General features: G+C 38.1%; 16 protein-coding genes. All 16 read left to right on the top strand.

From position 1 onward, the window contains the following. Positions 1 to 230 precede the first annotated feature (230 nt). The 16 genes from PAND9192_RS09835 to PAND9192_RS09760 all read left to right on the top strand — a co-directional run bounded on the left by PAND9192_RS09835 (position 231) and on the right by PAND9192_RS09760 (position 18,668). Positions 231 to 2,039, top strand: a complete 1,809-nt coding sequence (locus PAND9192_RS09835; protein WP_087853661.1) for a beta strand repeat-containing protein — start codon at positions 231 to 233, stop codon at positions 2,037 to 2,039. Positions 2,040 to 2,653: 614 nt separating this feature from the next. After that, positions 2,654 to 4,117, top strand: coding sequence for an MFS transporter (locus PAND9192_RS09830; RefSeq protein WP_087853660.1), 1,464 nt, complete (start codon positions 2,654 to 2,656; stop codon positions 4,115 to 4,117). 247 nt (positions 4,118 to 4,364) lie between these two features. Continuing rightward, positions 4,365 to 6,227 (top strand): potassium transporter Kup, encoded by a 1,863-nt coding sequence (locus tag PAND9192_RS09825; protein ID WP_087853659.1) that lies wholly within the window; start codon positions 4,365 to 4,367, stop codon positions 6,225 to 6,227. Between the two features lie 98 nt (positions 6,228 to 6,325). Beyond that, positions 6,326 to 7,792: an ATP-binding protein gene (locus PAND9192_RS09820; protein ID WP_087853658.1), complete on the top strand. Its 1,467-nt coding sequence runs from the start codon at positions 6,326 to 6,328 to the stop codon at positions 7,790 to 7,792. Continuing rightward, a complete protein-coding gene (locus PAND9192_RS09815; RefSeq protein WP_087853657.1) occupies positions 7,785 to 8,480 on the top strand; it encodes a response regulator in 696 nt (231 codons plus the stop codon). The genes PAND9192_RS09820 and PAND9192_RS09815 overlap by 8 nt, the downstream gene beginning before the upstream one ends. Positions 8,481 to 8,601: 121 nt before the next feature. After that, on the top strand, positions 8,602 to 8,874 hold the full coding sequence (locus tag PAND9192_RS09810; protein ID WP_087853656.1) for a hypothetical protein: 273 nt from the start codon (positions 8,602 to 8,604) through the stop codon (positions 8,872 to 8,874). Between the two features lie 2 nt (positions 8,875 to 8,876). Further along, positions 8,877 to 9,062: a twin-arginine translocase TatA/TatE family subunit gene (tatA, locus tag PAND9192_RS09805; protein WP_060996792.1), complete on the top strand. Its 186-nt coding sequence runs from the start codon at positions 8,877 to 8,879 to the stop codon at positions 9,060 to 9,062. 247 nt (positions 9,063 to 9,309) lie between these two features. Next, a complete protein-coding gene (locus PAND9192_RS09800; RefSeq protein ID WP_087853655.1) occupies positions 9,310 to 9,651 on the top strand; it encodes a hypothetical protein in 342 nt (113 codons plus the stop codon). A gap of 229 nt (positions 9,652 to 9,880) precedes the next feature. Next, complete coding sequence (locus tag PAND9192_RS09795; RefSeq protein ID WP_087853654.1) at positions 9,881 to 11,596, top strand: NAD-dependent malic enzyme; 1,716 nt, start codon at positions 9,881 to 9,883, stop codon at positions 11,594 to 11,596. Positions 11,597 to 11,908: 312 nt separating this feature from the next. Beyond that, the gene (gene rbsD, locus PAND9192_RS09790; RefSeq protein ID WP_060996789.1) at positions 11,909 to 12,328 is read left to right on the top strand and encodes a D-ribose pyranase; all 420 of its coding nucleotides are present in this window, start codon (positions 11,909 to 11,911) and stop codon (positions 12,326 to 12,328) included. A 125-nt stretch (positions 12,329 to 12,453) separates the two neighbouring features. Further along, on the top strand, positions 12,454 to 13,776 hold the full coding sequence (gene fucP / locus PAND9192_RS09785) for an L-fucose:H+ symporter permease (protein WP_087853653.1): 1,323 nt from the start codon (positions 12,454 to 12,456) through the stop codon (positions 13,774 to 13,776). Positions 13,777 to 13,829: 53 nt separating this feature from the next. Further along, positions 13,830 to 14,846, top strand: coding sequence for an aldose 1-epimerase family protein (locus tag PAND9192_RS09780; protein ID WP_087853652.1), 1,017 nt, complete (start codon positions 13,830 to 13,832; stop codon positions 14,844 to 14,846). 84 nt (positions 14,847 to 14,930) lie between these two features. Beyond that, entirely contained in the window at positions 14,931 to 15,851 is a 921-nt protein-coding gene (rbsK, locus tag PAND9192_RS09775) for a ribokinase (RefSeq protein WP_087853651.1), read from the top strand. Between the two features lie 32 nt (positions 15,852 to 15,883). Continuing rightward, on the top strand, positions 15,884 to 16,900 hold the full coding sequence (locus PAND9192_RS09770) for a substrate-binding domain-containing protein (RefSeq protein WP_087853650.1): 1,017 nt from the start codon (positions 15,884 to 15,886) through the stop codon (positions 16,898 to 16,900). A 197-nt stretch (positions 16,901 to 17,097) separates the two neighbouring features. Next, entirely contained in the window at positions 17,098 to 18,039 is a 942-nt protein-coding gene (locus PAND9192_RS09765; protein ID WP_087853649.1) for an alpha/beta hydrolase, read from the top strand. Positions 18,040 to 18,371: 332 nt separating this feature from the next. After that, positions 18,372 to 18,668 (top strand): SemiSWEET transporter, encoded by a 297-nt coding sequence (locus PAND9192_RS09760; protein WP_087853648.1) that lies wholly within the window; start codon positions 18,372 to 18,374, stop codon positions 18,666 to 18,668. The last annotated feature ends 75 nt before the right edge of the window (positions 18,669 to 18,743 follow it).

The following is an 18,743-nucleotide window of genomic DNA, read 5'->3' as shown; positions in this document are numbered from 1 at the left end:
CAAATTGAAGTTGTGGGTGTTATTTGTTTTGTGAATATCAATATTTATTAAACTACTTTATATATTAAAAACAATGCTTAATGGGTCTTTTATAAAAGACGTGGTAATTTATTTAAATGAACAGCGTTTTAATTCATCGGTTTTTACGATTGATGTAATCATTTTTATTAAATGGCTTTTTTTTGCTTCTCTCTAGATTATGGCCGCATACAATAATTAGAGAATGAAAAATGAAAATTCTACCGTTTGTTTTATGCTCAACCTTATTAAGTACATCTGCTTTTGCTGCAACCACAAATATTATTATTAACACTCCAAATGCTGGCGTTCAAGACCCCGTTGTTAATGGTCATATTGAAAGTGATAATGTTGTGGTTGGTAAAGATTCAACATTTTCTGGGGTTGGTAACTTGATCATAGGCTCTAGTAGTACCGGCCAAGATGAATCTGTTGCTATCGGCAATCATACTTCTGCTGCGAATGAGTCTGTTGCATTAGGTGCCGGATCTATAGCTAAAAATAACAGTATTGCTATTGGTAATCAGTCATATTCAGCCGATGGTCAGGTTTCTATTGGTAATGAGTATCATCAACGCCGTATTGAAAATATGGCCGCAGGTCAAAAAGATACAGATGGTGTTAATGTTAGTCAGTTAACGCCATTAAAAGAGGGTATTGCGACTAACAAAGGTGCTATCGCAACTAACAGCGCAGGTATTGCAACTAACAAAGGTGCTATCGCAACCAACAGCGCAGGTATCGTGACTAACAAAGGTGCTATCGCAACCAACAGCACAGGTATTGCAACTAACAAAGGTGCTATCACAACTAACAGCGCAGGTATTGCGACTAACAAAGGTGCTATCACAACCAACAGCGCAGGTATCGTGACTAACAAAGGTGCTATCGTAACTAACAGCGCAGGTATTGCAACTAACAAAGATGCTATCGCAACTAACAGCGCAGGTATTGCGACCAATAAAGGTGCTATCACAACTAACAGCACAGGTATTGCGACCAATAAAGGTGCTATCACAACTAACAGCGCAGGTATTGCAACTAACAAAGGTGCTATCGCAACCAACAGTACAGGTATCGTGACTAACAAAGGTGCTATCGCAACCAACAGCACAGGTATTGCGACCAATAAAGGTGCTATCACAACCAACAGCGCAGGTATTGCAACTAACAAAGGTGCTATCGTAACTAACAGCGCAGGTATTACAACTAACAAAGGTGCTATCGCAACCAACAGCACAGGTATTGCGACCAATAAAGGTACTATCACAACCAACAGCGCAGGTATTGCGACTAACAAAGGTGCTATCACAACTAACAGCACAGGTATTGCGACCAATAAAGGTGCTATCACAACCAACAGCGCAGGTATTGCGACTAACAAAGGTGCTATCACAACTAACAGCACAGGTATTGCGACTAATAATGTCAATATTTTGACGAATAAAGAGTCTATTACTAATAACCGTGCAGATATTAATAGTAATAGAAATACAATTTCGACTAATACCGCTGCGATTGATCGTAACATCACCAATATTAATAATAATACGACTCATATTCGTTCAAATACAGTAAATGTCCAAAACAATACCTCAGAGATAACGAAAACTAAGCAATTGGCGACGACGAACAAAACTAATATTAGTAAAAACACTGATGGTATTAATACTAACCGAACTAATATCCAACATAACTCTGATCGTATTGATAATATTGATACAAATAATAAGAATTATGTTGACAATAAATTTAATCAGTTAAAAACAGATATTTATCAAGTGAGAAAGCGTGCAGATGCCGGAACTGCTTCTGCGATGGCAATGACTCAAATAGCAGCGCCATTAAATGGTTATAAATATAATATTGGTATCGGTATTGGTTCATATGGCGAACAAGCAGCAACGGCGATTGGTGCTAAGTTTAGAGTCAATCAGAGTACGACTGTTGGTTTAACATCATCTTATGATTCTCAGCATAACTTTGGTACGTCTATTGGTGCTAATTGGTCATTTAACTAATCATTGTTAGTAATTTGATGAAAGGGAATACGCTTTTTTGCTGTCGAGGCTATTAATAATTGCGAGAGATTTTAGCCATAGAGCATGGAGTTTTTGATAAAATTAGTCATGCGATTCAATTAGTAACGACGAGGTTGATATTTTATTACTATTATCAAAGCAAATTATATTTTTTATTAACAATAAAGTGGAAGATTATTGTGCTTGATGGTCTTTTTGTCAGCGATCAAAGTCAGAGGTCACTCTCTAACTGGATTAATTTTCATTGAAAAATAACTAATATTGCTTAAATATTGATTAATAGACCTATAATAAATAGTAATTTATATTTTATTTTTGATCTTTAAATATAAAAAAAACCTAAAATAGCGTATTTCCCTGTAGTGTGTTTTTTATTAGATGTTTATGTAACTTATTGTTTTTAAGTTTTTATTTTGGACTGGTGGTTTTTGTTTTGAATGTTATTTATAGGTGTCATAACGAATAGTAGTTAGTGACGGTTTATTACATTCAGAAAATAAATTTCATCTTTGGTTGTGATATATGTTTATATACTGCCAACTTTAATACTGATATTCGTCTGAATTAAGACAATAAGCATTGTTGATTTTAACATGAATCAAAAAATAGAGATTCAACCGCAAAATACGATCCAGAGTTATATTGATGAGATATCAATAAGTAATCCAGTTGCTAATAAATATTCAATGTCAATGACACGTGTGCAATGGCGAATTTGGTTGTTAGCAACATTTGGAAAGTTTTTTGAGGGTATGATTGTTTTTATGATGGGGTTAACCCTACCATTATTGACCCTACAATTTCATTTAACAGAGCTACAGAAAGGTATAATTAGTTCCTCGATTCTGTTTGGTATTTTAATTGGAGCAAGTGCTCTGGGTGGGCTATCTGATCTTTATGGACGTAAGAAAATGTTCATTATTGAGATGGCTTTACTCTCTATCTGCTTGATAGGCATGGCAACTAGCCAAACCTATTTGAGTATTTTAGTGTTTAACTTTGGCATTGGCTTAGCTTTAGGGTGTGATTACCCTACGGCGCACTTAATGATATCTGAAAGTATTCCGTCTAAGAACCGCGGTAAGCTGGTTTTGGGGGCGTTTGCATTTCAGTCTATTGGTGTTTTACTGGGTATTTTAACCGGTATTTTTGTATTGACGTATGTTAACGACATCAATGCATGGCGAATAATGTATATTATTGCTTTGATTCCATCATTAGCGATTACGATTGCACGTTTCTTTATTCCTGAAAGTGCGCATTGGCTATTGTCTAAAAATCGTAAAGCGGATGCGGAAAAATCATTGAAGCGGTTATTACATCGCTCGCAACAATCGTCGATGCCAATTGAAGAAACGCCGTGTGATGATGTTGAATTATCGTCATGGTTACATGGTTATAAGCGGTTATTTAAAGAAAAATATCGTGCTAAAACTATTTTGGCATCAGTGCCTTGGTTTATTCAAGATCTTGGTACTTATGGTATTGGTATTTTTACACCGGTTATTTTGGCATCGGTACTTGATCCTCATCAGGCAACAGGCGGAGATGCACTTCACAATACAATTGCTAATACGATTTATTTAGCCAAAGGTACTGCAGTTATTGACTGCTTACTTATTGTTGGTGTTATTTGTGCAATTATTTTTTCTGAATCAATTGGCCGTATGAAGCTGCAAATTTATGGCTTTATTGGTTGTGCTGTTGGCTTATTATGTGCAGCTATTTCAGTAAAAATGCATGGTGATTATCAGATGTACCTGCTGTTTTTAGGCTTTATGTTATTTAACTTTATGAATAACCTTGGTCCGAATGCACAAACATATTTGATATCTGGTGAAGTATTCCCGGTAAAAATTCGAGCTAAAGGTGCGGGTTTTGCAGCATCTGTTGCTAAGTTTGGTGCTATTTTAACAGCTTTTTTATTCCCTATTTTGCTACATGAAATAGGTGTGTTCTCACTTTTATTGTGTTTAGTTATGACGTCACTGTTGGGCGCATGGGTAACACATAAGTACCGCTTTGAAACATCAGGAAAAAATATCGAGAATTTGTAAATACGATATTAAGCTTTGAATTATTAAGCACCAGTCAGTTTCTGATTGGTGCTTTTTTAGTTTTTATCGATAGCTGAGAGTTAGTTCGTGATGGTTAAAGAGTAATCAAACTTTATATATTTTTTATATTTGATGTTAGAAAATATACCCTAACTTTATATTGCCCTTGTTAATCTGCCCGCCTCGTTGAATGAAAGAAGGCCTTATGTGTTGCTGTGGTTAAGGGCAAACACATATGTAACAAGTTATGCAAAATCAAAAACAGTCACTATTAGTGCTAACGTGCTTATCTGTTGGGATTGTATATGGTGATATTGGTACTAGCCCATTATATGCCTTTAAAGCGATGTTTAGCGGTTCACATGCATTAGCTATTGATCCTGCCAATGTTTTTGGTGTGTTGTCGCTTGTCTTTTGGACTTTTGTTATTACCGTTTCGATCAAATATTTGGCCGTTGTCACTCGAGCATCAAAACGGGGTGAAGGTGGTGTACTGACGTTAACAGCATTAGCACATGGTGCTGCTCCTGAACGTAGTAAAAAAATCATTATATTTTTAGGTATGTTAGCCGCTGGTTTTTTCTTTGGTGAAGCGATTATCACGCCTGCAATGTCTGTGTTATCTGCGGTTGAGGGGATTACTGTTATTAATCACAATTTACAACCAATGATTATTCCCATTGCAATCACAATTATCTGTGTATTATTTGGTATTCAAAAATATGGTTCAGGCAGTATTGGACGCTTATTTGCACCAGTAATGCTGCTATGGTTCAGTTGTATTGGTGTGTTGGGGCTGATTAGTATTATTGCTAACCCTCAAGTTCTATTGGCGTTAAATCCGCTCTATGGCGTCGAGTTTATTGTTAATCATGGAATAGAAACCCTGTTTACACTTGGAGTGGTGGTACTCGCTGTGACTGGCGTTGAAGCGCTTTATGCTGACATGGGTCACTTTGGTATTAAATCAATTCGTCTAGCGTGGTTTTTAATTGTGATGCCATGCTTAGTGTTAAACTATTTTGGTCAAGGTGCTTTGGTACTGGCTAATGCAAGTACTGCAACAAATCCATTCTTTATGTTAGCACCAGCTATTTTACGATTACCATTAATTATATTAGCGACGTTTGCAACAGTTATTGCTTCTCAAGCTGTGATTTCGGGTATTTATTCACTCACTCGCCAAGCAGTTAACTTGGGCTATTTGCCTCCGATGCGAATTTATCACACTTCGCATCAAGCTCAGGGGCAGATTTACGTCCCCTTGGCTAATTTACTGCTGTTTATTTTAGTTATTACGGTAGTGCTGATATTTGGTAGCTCTGAGCGTTTAGCCGCAGCATACGGTATTGCAGTTACGGCAACGATGTTGATTTCATCGATATTTACACTAGTAGTAGCGCGTCATTTATGGCGTTGGTCACGATTAGTGACATTACAATATGGGCTATTAATGCTTACCTATGATGCTTTGCTATTTACGGCAACGTCATTGAAATTTATGGATGGTGGTTGGCTACCATTAACCATAGGTGCGGTGGTGTTTATATTGATGGTAGTGTGGTATTTAGAGCGGCAACGATTAGGACTACTGCTTAAACAACCGTTATCTGCTGAAGCAATGGTAAGTGAACTTGAGCAAAAGCGGTGGACGCGCGCATCAGGTACAGCCGTGTATTTTTCGCGAAATGAAGCACAAGTACCAGCGTCATTAATCAATAACCTCAAATACAATGAAATTCTGCACCAGCGAAATGTACTGTTAACGTTTAAATACCCCAACCAACCACGGGTACATCCATTAAAGCGTATGGAGGTGACCCAGCTATCTGCAACCTTCTGGCAAATGATCGTTTATGTTGGTTATCAAGAGTCACCAGATATTGAACAAATCTACACGGTTTCGAGAAGTAATGGTTTTGTTTTACACCCAACAGATACCTTGTTTTTTATGTCATCAGAACGAATAAAAGTTAAACCAAGTTCTTGGTGGCATGATGTAAAAGCGCGGTTATTTATTTTATTAAGTCGTAACGCGCTGCGAACATCAGAGCGACTGCATGTGCCGCAAGATAGACTGATTGAAATTGGGGTCCATGTGGAAATATGACCAGTTAATTTTACGAACAACACTTATTGTCATCAATAATGGTGAGTGTTGGTGTTAGTTTAATGGTGTTGAATTGAAACAGTAGAAATGAGAAATGAATGAATAACCCGTTATCGTGGTTCGATGTAACCAAAACCAGTATTTTATTATTGTTATATATATTAGTGACATACCTCGGGGTTGCCTTTCGGGATGTTATCATTGAAACAGATACTGCAATGCTATTGTTACTGCTGAATATTGTAAGTGGTGTGTTGTTACGCAAACGGGTAGCGTATGTGATCACTGCAGTAAGTATTGTTGCCTTTCATTTCTTTGTTTTACCTGAGCATAATTCGTTTCGGTTTCAGAATTATCAACATATCATTACTTTTTCGGTGATGGCGTTTAGTGGTGTATTTGCGGTCAGATTAACCCAATCACAACAGCAAAAAATTGAAGAAAATCAGATTCTACGCACAGAGCTAAATAGTAATTATGATTTAGCATCAGTATTGGCGGCATTAAATGAAAGTCATGCCATTGCTGATGCATTAATTATTCATCTTGAACAGCATTTTAAAATGCGAGTACAAGTGTGGCTATTTTCTCCTCAGCTACATTGTCTTGCGACGCATCAGAAGTTGTCTAAAGCGACCTATCAACCGTTAATTGAACGTTTCAGTAGACGACAGCAACAACATATTGAATATCTCTCGCCATCGTTGAGCTTACATCCGTTATATGGGCAGTCTGGTATGTTTGGGGTATTACTGATTGATGCGTTATCAGAGCGGGTATTTAATCCTATTTTGAGTACGTTAATTAGCTTGTCGTTAGCAAGATCTGAAGCAAATACAGCATTAACGGCAGCTAAAGAAGCCAATCAATTGGAGCAAATGCGCAATACATTATTAGCAGCAGTCTCACATGATTTAAAAACACCATTAGGATCGATCATTGGATCTGCCACTACATTGAGTGATACTAGTCTTCATTTGCCACAACAAACGCAACAAGAATTATTACAGTCGATTGCCGAAGAAGGTTACAGTTTAAATCGTAGTTTAACTAAGCTGCTTGATATCAGTCGTTATAGCATTAAGACTTTGGTTCCTAAGTGTGATTGGGTTGAACCTGAAGAGGTGATTGGTAGTGCGATCAAACGCGTCGAACAAGTAATAAAATCGCACTCGATTCAGTTATGTGGTGACACCATATTAGTGTCATTAGATTACACTCTAATTGAACAAATTATTGCTAATCTTATTGAAAATGCTGCTAAATATAGTCCAGTTTGTAGTGTGATTGATATCCAAACTAATTATCGACGCGGTCATTTTATTATTGAAATTGCAGATCGTGGTTGCGGGGTTGCGCCAGAAGAACGACTACGTATTTTTGAGCGTTTCTATCGTTCAGAGCAAGTGAAAGTAAAAGGAACGGGGTTAGGTTTAGCTATTTGTCAATTAATTGTTGCTGCACATAATGGTGAGATAAGTGTGATATCACGTGCTGGCGGTGGTAGTGTATTTGTAGTGAAAATTCCTTGTGAAAAGTACGAGCTAACGGATATTTATGAATAATGATAGTAAGATTTTAATTATTGAAGATGAAGCACCTATCCGTCGCTTTCTTGATATTTTAACCACGGGACATGGTTATCAGGTTAAAACGGTTGAGACTGCACAAGACGGTCTTAAACAAATCATCACATGGAATCCACATTTAATATTATTAGATCTTGGATTGCCTGATACAGATGGTCTTGATTTTACTAAAGAGCTACGTACGTGGACTGAAACACCGATCATTGTTATCTCTGCTCGTGATAAAGAAGCGGATAAAGTACTTGCGCTTGATGCTGGCGCAAATGATTATTTAACCAAGCCTTTTGGTAGTGAAGAGTTGTTAGCAAGAATTCGAGTGGCATTACGGCTTAATGTTACCATGAACTCAGCTGAGAGCAGCCAGTATCAGTTTGGAGAGGTAATATTAGACTTAGCAATGCAAACTGTCACCAATGCAGGTGAAGTAGTTAAGTTAACCCCAAAAGAATACAAAATTTTTACTTACCTAGCTAAAAATATGGGTAAGGTGCTGACGCATAAGCAGATATTAAAAGAAGTTTGGGGTGGAAATTATACCGAACATGCTCACTACGTGCGGATTCATATTGCACAACTACGCCATAAAATAGAACGTTCTCCTGCCCAGCCACAATATATTATTACTGAAAATGGAGTGGGATATCGGTTAATTAGTGATGATTAAATCATAACTAGATGAATGAGTATCGTTTATAAAAAATTTATATTTACCATGGTAATTCTTACATAAACATTAGATTAAAATTTATACCATCAACTGAGTTGGACTCATTGAGGGTATAAATATGTTTATTGAAGTAAAACTTGGTCTCGCAGTTATTTTTTTCATATGGATGCTAACGCGTAGCCTTTACAAAAAAGCAACCTGGTTACAATTAACCATCGTCGGTTTACAGATCTTTTCAGTGCTTCTTTTAATTGAATTATCAATTACCCACTATTTTCCTGAATTTCTGGAAGCGAAATGGTTTATTGGGGTGTTTTTTGCTGCGGTATTTATCATTGCCGCTGCTAAAGAACGTTATTTGTCTAACAATGAACAACAAGAGATTAATTAAAAATGGGTGAAATTAGCATCGGTAAGCTACTTATTGTTGCCGTTATTTTTGTTTTATTATTTGGTACCAAAAAACTTCGAACATTAGGTAGTGATCTTGGTTATGCACTGCGTGGTTTTCAACATGCAGTCAAAGATGAACCCCAATCAAACACTGAAGCCGCTGCAAAATCGACAGATAATCAATAATCAGCCTCTTAGTATTATGGTAGTTGTGAGTTACATACTGGTGATGTAACTCACACGCCTTCTTGACCTTCCCCTTTGTGTAAGCTTTATGATAATTACTTTATTGATATGCTGATAAAGAGAGTCAAATATGAGTTGCTGTAATAAAGCCCCTAAAGGTGGCGCAAGTTTAGGGTTATTATTAAAGTTAATTGGTGGCATTTTTGTGGTGTTATTAATTGCTTCTTATTGGCAGTGAGACACTATTATGAAACCACCAGTAATTATTGAACCTCATCAGCGTCGTTGCTGTGTTGATGGTTCGACAACAGCACTAGCGTCAATGCTCATTACATTAAATGCCAACCAATATATTATGTCTGCCACAATAAAAACAGCGCATATATTACGAGTTAAATATGATTTTAGATATATTGAATTTCAGCAAATATTAGCCATTATTACAGCTACAGGTGTTAACTATAAAAATGGTTTTTTTCAGCGTTTAAAATACCAACTTTATGGTGATGCTGATCTACAAGCACGAGATAATCTTAATATTACGCCATTTTGCTGCGATAAAGTGGCAATTAGACGAGAAAACTTATAACTTTTAGGTGTTCTTTGATGAGGAATTATCAGTCTTTTCTGTATAGCGAATAAACCGTTGGTGTTTTTTTAACCAGATATAATTAACAATGCGACTGTTCACATTTTTGTGCTGCGGTTAGGTATACACTCTAGTTCACATGGTGGCTTTATCATGATGAACAACAATGTTACTCGTTGTTAGTGATAATAAAGTTACTGGCTATTGTTGTTATACACGGAGACTGAATATGACTATCGGTAAGTACCTCAGATGGAAAGATGCGCAAGGGAAAGTGTTTCGTCCAGTGTCGTTAACCGGCACCGAGTTACTCAATGATCGCACTTTAAATAAAAGTACGGCGTTTACTCAAGAAGAGCGTGAAGCTTTTCAACTAACAGGGTTATTACCGCCACGAGTACAGACGTTTGATGATCAGCTTAACCGAGTTTATGACGGCTTTCGTAGTGCATCAACAGATATTGAGAAATACCTGTTCTTACGTTCATTGCAAGATCGTAATGAAACCCTGTTTTATGCGTTGTTATCACGCCATGTAGAAGAAATGACGCCGATTATTTATACCCCAACTGTCGGTAAAGCATGTCAAGAATTTAGCCATCGTTATCAAAAAGCCCGTGGATTATATATTACTGAAGAAAATATTAATGCCATGGGTGAGATGTCACGTCATTTTATGGGTAAAGACATCAAAATTATTGTTGTAACTGATAGCCAAGGCATTTTAGGTATTGGCGATCAAGGTGTTGGCGGCATGGGTATTCCAATTGGTAAGTTATCACTCTATACGTTAGGTGCTGGAATCCACCCCGCTCATTGTTTACCGATTGTGTTAGATGTCGGGACTGATAACCAAGAGTTACTTGATGATCCGATGTATTTAGGCATTTCACGTAAACGACTACGTGGCGATGCTTATAAGCGCTTTATTAAGTCTTTTGTTAAACAAGTCAAACGTCATTTTCCAAAAGCAGTCTTGCAATGGGAAGATTTCAGTAAAGCTAATGCGTTTAATAATCTGAGTGATTACGAAGACAGTTTGCCGTCGTTTAATGATGATATTCAAGGTACGGGCTCGGTTGTATTAGCGGGTATTTTAGGAGCATGTAAGATCAAGCAAGAGCGCTTAGTTGATCAAACCTATGTTATTTATGGTGCTGGCGCTGGTGGAGTAGGTGTTGCTGATCAAATCTATGCAGGATTACTTAAAGAAGGTTGTACCCATCATTCTGCACGGGCAAAAATTTTCATTCTTGATTCTCAAGGGGTAGTGTTTGATGATCGTGATGGTTTAGAAGATTATAAACGTCGCTATGCTAAACCCCGTTCAATTTCAGCAGGTTGGCATGCTGCTGAATTAGGAAAAATAAGCTTAACTGAGTTAATCAATAATCACCCTGTGACGGTATTACTGGGGGCGAGTGGTATTGGTGGCTCGTTCACAAGCGAACATATTCAAAAGATGATGGAATATACACCAAGGCCAATTATCTTCCCGTTATCAAATCCCACCGCTAATTGTGAAGCCATTCCTGAAGCGATTTATCATTGGAGTGATGGTCAAGCAATTGTAGCAACAGGTAGTCCATTCTCTGATGTTGAGTACAATGGTCATCAATACCGTATTGGACAGGGTAATAATGTGTTTATTTTCCCAGGGGTTGGATTGGCATCGATTGTGTCGCAAACGGAAAAAATCACTCAAGATATGTTTACAACCGCTTCTTATGCACTTGCTGAGTGTGTCAGTGATGAAGATATAGCGATGGGTTGTATTTATCCTAGAATCAGTGAGTTGAAGACTGTTTCGATCCATGTTGCGCATACTATTTTAACCCAAATGCAAGCGACGGATGCGTGTGGCTATTTACGTAATAAAGATCTGAAACAAGTATTAGCCGAGCATATGTGGGAGCCGGTATACCTTCCTTATCGACGAGTATAAACTCACAAAATTATAATGATTTTTAAAGCCATATTTTAATCAAATATGGCTTTTTTGCTTTTTTCTATTTTATTTTGCCACTCGATATCGAAACGTTTCGCTGGTAAAAATGTGAGCAAAACAACCTTTTTAAGCCTGTTCTTAGGCTTGAAAGCGATCATTCTCACAGCTTATATATTTCACTATGGTGAATTTTTTGCAGCGGTTTATTATTTACATCGAAACGTTTCGATAGCGTTTCCTGTCAATTATAAACATTAATTCCAAGACAGATAAATGAGTCATATAACGTGTAACGAGAAGGTCAATTAAATGAAAAAAAGCACTCTAATTAATGCAGAACTTTCGTACCTTGTGGCAACGCTAGGACATACCGATGAAATCACTATTTGTGATGCAGGCTTGCCAATACCTCAACATGTACAACGTATCGATCTGGCATTAACCCATGGCGTACCGAGTTTTCTTGATACCGTGAAAGTTATTTTATCTGAATCACAGATTGAAGCGGTGTTGATGGCAACGGAATTTGCAAAAGTCAGCCCTAAGCACCACCAAGCATTACTCGCTGTGCTTGACCAAGAATGTTTAACAACGGGTAAATCAATTCAAATTGGTTATTTATCCCATGAAGAATTTAAACAACGTACTGCGCAAAGCCGTGCAGTGGTAAGAACCGGTGAATATACGCCGTATGCCAATATTATTTTCCAAACAGGTGTGGTGTTTTAAAGCATAAATCGAACATCTGGTTCGTTAGTCTATATCGAGTGTTGCTCTATATAGATAAGGTCTACCTAAATATAAACAAATATCGCCTGCGCTAGGTAGCGTGGTGATTTTATGGAAGATATATTATGTTTATTAAGAATAATACAATTCAACATGCGGATGGTTTTTTAAATAAAACGCCAATATTCCAATTTTTATTATTATCGTCAGTGTTTGCCCTTTGGTCTGCGGCTGCAGCGCTAAATGATGTATTGATTACCCAATTTAAATCCATTTTTGAACTGTCTAATTTTGCTTCAGCGTTGGTACAATCGGCATTTTATGGCGCTTATTTTTTAGTCGCAATCCCTGCATCGATGGTTGTTAAAAAATCCTCTTATAAATTGGCAATACTACTCGGTTTAGCGTTATATATTTTAGGTTGTTTAATGTTCTTTCCAGCATCCCATGCTGGCACCTATACCATGTTCCTAGCTGCAATTTTTTGTATTGCGATTGGATTGTCGTTCCTTGAAACCTCATGTAATACTTATTCTGCGATGATTGGTGAGCCTGAGCGTTCGACACTACGATTAAACATTTCTCATACCATTAACGCGATGGGCTACATCATTGGTTTGTTACTTGGTAAACATCTTATTTTCCAAGAAGGTGTTGATGTTGGTCATATGATGGCGACCTTGACGGGCCCTGAACTTGCCGCTTTTAAAGAGCAAGTATTACAACAAACATTAGAACCTTATAAGTGGTTAGTGGGTGTGATTGCGACGATTGCAATTTTAATTGCAGTGACTGAATACCCTAATTGTAAAGCGACGACAGATAGTAAAGATAATCAGCCTTCGTTTGGTGAAACACTGACTTATTTAATGGGTAATAAGCGTTTCTTTAAAGGTATTATAACCCAGTTTGCTTATGTTGGTATGCAAGTAGCGGTATGGTCATTTACGATTCGTCTAGCGTTAGAGTTAGATCATAATATGGTTGAGCATGATGCGGCTAACTACTTATTGTATGCCTTCATCATGTACTTCTTAGGTAAGCTATTCGCGAACTACTTATTTACCAAAACCTCACAAGAAAATGTATTAATGGGCTACTCAGCCGTCGGTTTTGCTTGCTTGATGTACGTAACTTTTGTGCCTAACTTCAGTGCCGTTTGGGTTGCTGTAGGAACATCTGCGTTATTTGCACCTTGCTGGGCAACGATTTTTGCCTCAACGCTACAGTCTGTTGATACCCGTTACACAGAGACTGCAGGTGGTTTTGTGGTGATGTCTATTATTGGTGGTGCGGCTATTCCGGTGATTCAAGGTTTACTGGCCGATAATATTGGGCTTCAGTCTTCATTCATTGTCAGTGCGCTGTGTTTCGCGGTGGTATTTGTTTACTTCATGAATGAAAAGCAATACAAGCAACGATTTAATTTTGTGACTGCTAAGGCGTAATGTTCAACTGTGACCACTCAATGATGGGTGGTCAATTTTGTGAGGAATAAAAGATGTTTACCTTACCGTTATCTAAAGAAAACTTTACCAAGCAAAGAACGTTGATCGCTCAATCTGAACATTTTGAAATTCATAGCTTCCTGTATAACTCAGGTGTGCATGCAGTTGAAATTAAAAATACCAAAGGCCATTTAGTAGTACTGCCTTTTATGGGACAGATGATTTGGGATGCACAGTTTTTGAATACCGACTTGTGCATGAAGAACATGTTCTCTGAACCTAAATTCGCTAAAACAATTGTCGAAACTTATGGCTGCTTTGCTTTTCACGCTGGCATGATCCGCATGGGTTGCCCATCCCCACAAGATGATCATGCATTACATGGGGAAATGCCTTGTGCCACCATGGATAGTGCGTGGTTAGAAATTAATGATGACAGTGTTGTTATCAAAGGCAGTTATGAATATGTAATGGGGTTTGGTGATCATTATTTAGCGACACCTTCTGTACAGTTGAATAAAGATGCCAGTGTGTTTGATATTCAAATGGTGGTGAAAAACCTTGCCAGTGTAAATATGCCGTTGCAGTATATGTGTCATATTAATGCGACCTATGTTGAAAACGCCGTGATGACACAAAATATACCTGATGCAGCATTAATGTTACGTGAAACAGTGCCTGCCCATGTACAACCGACACCGCAATGGTTGGCATACAACGACAGTTTAAAAACATCAGCACCTATTTCAATGTTAGATAAGCCTGACATGCATGATCCCGAGATTGTGTATTTCATGGATGATATTGCACGTTATGCTGATCGAGCCGTGTTTAGAATGCAACTCAGTGACGATAAATTTATGCAGACTGAGTTTGATACCCATGAATTTAATTGTGCTACGCGGTGGTTATTATGTAATGGCGATCAACAAGTCGCGGCATTTGCATTACCAGCAACTTGTCGACCTGAGGGCTTTTTAGCAGCTAAAGAGTGTGGCAGCTTGTTATATCTTCAACCACATGAAGAACGTTGTTTTACTGTGCGTACTGGTATTTGTCCGGTTGTATAACTGATTGCTGATTATAAAAAATCACAAGCATCTATTTTTGTTATCTTGTATTAGAAAAGCTCACGAAGAGCCAAGGAAAATTCTATGAATAAGTTAGTGGTATTAGGTAGTGTTAACGCTGACCATGTTCTGCAAGTCCCTTCTTTTCCACGTCCTGGTGAGACACTTCATGGTCGTAATTACCAAGTTATTCCTGGCGGAAAAGGCGCTAACCAAGCGGTGGCTGCGGCACGTTTACATGCTGACATTGGCTTTATTGCTTGTGTAGGAGATGATGCGTTTGGCATCAATATTCGTGAAAATTTTAAAATCGACGGTATTGATATCACAGCTGTGAAAATGCAACCAAACTGTCCAACTGGTATTGCAATGATTCAAGTATCAGACAGTGGTGAAAATAGTATTTGCCTGTCTGCAGAAGCGAACGCTAAGCTAACCGCAACGGCAATTGCGCCTGATTTAGAGCGTATTCGTCAAGCTGATTATTTATTGATGCAATTAGAAACCCCGCTATGTGGAATTGAAAAAGCTGCCCAAGTAGCAAAGGCTGCCAATACGGTAGTAATTCTAAACCCAGCACCAGCGCGCGCTTTATCTGATGAACTATTAGCGTGTGTGAATATTATCACGCCCAATGAAACCGAAGCTGAAGTGTTAACAGGGATCACAGTGACAGATGCTGATAGTGCTCAATGCGCGGCTAATGTTTTGCATGCAAAAGGCATTAAAACCGTGATGATCACCCTTGGCGCCAAAGGTGTATGGGTAAGTCAGAATGGTAATGGTGATATTATTGCAGGATTTCGTGTTGAAGCGACCGATACAACTGCCGCAGGTGATACCTTTAATGGCGCATTCGTGACTGGTTTGTTAGAAGGTTTACCTTTAGAATCAGCAATTAAATTTGCTCATGCTGCCGCTGCTATTTCGGTTACTCGCTTTGGTGCGCAAACTTCGATTCCAACTCGTGATGAGGTTGATGATTTTCTGGCTCAGCAATCATAGTGTAAGCAAGCACTTAACAAAGGAAAAATAACATGGCAACGATGAAAGATATCGCAAAATTAGCTGGGGTTTCTACATCCACTGTCAGCCATGTTATTAACAACACTCGCTTTGTCAGTGATGAAATATCAGCGCGCGTCAATAATGCAGCTAAAGAGCTTCATTACAGCGGACCATCTGTATTGGCGCGTAGTTTTAAAGTTAATCGCACCAAAACCTTGGGCATGTTAGTGACAACATCAACCAATCCTTTTTTTGGTGAAGTAGTAAAAGGTGTTGAGCGTAGCTGTTATCAACAGGGGTATAGCCTTATTTTGTGTAATACCGAAGGTGATCACCAACGGATGCGAGAATCAATTAATACCCTATTGCAAAAGCGTGTTGATGGCTTAATTTTGATGTGTTCGTCATTAGAAGGTGAGCAGATCGATGTGTTTGAGCACTACCCCGATATTCCCGTTGTGGTGATGGATTGGGGATCAATGCTATTTACTAGCGATAAGATTCAAGATAATTCGCTGCGGGGTGGCTATATGGCAACCCAATATTTAATCGCTGCTGGCCATACTGATATTGGTTGTATTACTGGGCCTTTGATTCGTTACCAAGCGCAAATGCGTTATGAAGGCTATAAACGGGCGATGAATGAAGCGAAATTAAGCTTTTATTCAAGCTGGATAGTTGAATCTGATTTTGAATGTGAAGGTGGCTATACTGCCTTTATGGAAATGTATCAGCAGGGGCGTTTACCGAGTGCTATTTTTGTGGCCAATGACATGATGGCAATGGGGGTTATCAATGCGGCAAATGAATGTGGTATTGATATTCCCAATGATTTATCCCTGATTGGTTATGACGATATTCATATTGCAAAATTTATGTCACCGGCATTGACTACCATTCATCAGCCAAAGTATCGCTTAGGACAGGCTGCAGTAGAAACCTTACTTAAACGGTTAGATAACCCAACCTGTGATGCCCAAACAATTCAACTTGAGCCAACCTTAGTTATTCGTAGTAGTGTAAAGATTATCACGCATAGCCATTAATCTGTCGTATAACCCAATATTGAATAACATAATGTTTTACTAAGATGATAAGTTTCCCCGCTTATCATCTTTTTTTTGCTTAAATAGTATCAACTAACATCAATAGATTATAATTTAGATATCGGTATATTACTGATGACACTGATGTTCTTAATGTCATGACTCAATAAATAACGTTGTGAAAGGAGATCAGGCAATTGAAACGTAAAATAGATGACTCATTAGCAGTGTGGCTCGATGGATTTAATCTGCAATTGGCAGCATTAAAGGCAGCAGGCGTTCCATTGAGTGCAACACGTGCGCGGCAAGGATTAGCCACTATTACCCAGTCATTGGTTACTGATATCCCTCCTATAGCAATGATTATTGATGATGCTATTGAGCATGTGCCAATCAGGGTCTATCACCCGCAACCTCAACAACCATTGCCTATTTTGGTGTATTTACATGGTGGTGGGCATGTTGCGGGGAGTCTCGATGTTTATGATCCTATCTGCCGTAAATTAGCGTTAGCCAGTCAGTATATTATTGTTGCGGTTGATTATCGCTTAGCGCCTGAATATCCTTATCCTGCCGCAGTCGATGATGCTTATTTATGTTTGCAGCATTTACTATCAACATTGGATCGGATTGGTATTGGTTATATATCACGGATTACGATTGGCGGTGATTCTGCTGGTGGTGCACTCGCAGCGACAATGTGTGCATTAACACAAGATGATGATACGGTGAAAATTAGTAAACAAGTGCTTATTTATCCCAGTCTTGATTACACCTTATCGTTGCCTTCGACGGTGATTAATAGCCATAATTATTTTCTACAGACAAATAAAATTCGATGGTATTTTGAGCAATATTTTCAATACCAGCACGATCAATATAAAGCCTCACCATTATGGCTGCCAATACGTGCGACATTCCCTGAAACATTAGTGATCACGACTGAGTTTTGTCCACTACGGGATGAAGGGGTTTATTATTATCTCAAATTACGTCAGCAAGGTATTCGTGCCCAGCACTACCATGTTCCTGATATGGTGCATGCGTTTTTAAATCTAGAGAATATCGTGCCGCAGCATTGTCAGCAGACATATGAAAAAATAGGGGAATTTTTGTTTGAGGATCAGCGAATAAGATAAGTGAAGCCGTAAGCAATAATATTCAATATTACTTACGACTCAATGATGGTGGAGTACTTTTTTCATTATTCAAACATTGACTCTAGTAATGAATATAAGCCACGCAGTAAATCCATATAACACCTTCCATAGTGAGCTATCTTGTTGGTATACATTGTCATTTGTTCTAAATCCAGAATAGTGAGATTACACATTAAGTCAATGGCAGTTGAATGAAAAAAGTGTATATTGTGAATATTGATCACGATTTGTTATCAAATGGTAGTAAATGGTGTTTTTCAATATGTTTTGAGTTGTATTAATCACAACATCGACCGACATGAGGATTATGGATGATAACTCGTTTTAAGCATTTAGCTGCAGCATTTGAACCTTTTATGTTACTGATGGGGGTCGTAGGTCCATTAGCAACATTGCCACAGTTATATAAATTATTTTTTTCTCATAGTGAACATGCTTTAGGATTATCGTTAACCACATGGGTGCTCTATGCGCTGTTAGCTGCATTATGGGCTGTATATGGTTTCGTTCATAAAAATCCACCTATTTGGGTTGGTAACAGTCTTGGATTTTTAATGGATATGGCAATGGTAGTAGGCATTTTTTGGCATACAGGCGGTACGTTTTAACGTTATGTATGGTTGCTGTATGTAACTAGTTCAACAATGGTCATTGTTTTCACTTTTACAAATATTCAACTTTCA

The organism is Photobacterium andalusiense (genome assembly GCF_900185625.1).
In the GTDB taxonomy this organism is placed as follows: Bacteria; Pseudomonadota; Gammaproteobacteria; order Enterobacterales; family Vibrionaceae; genus Photobacterium; species Photobacterium aquimaris.
This window is presented reverse-complemented; position numbering and strand designations above follow the sequence as displayed.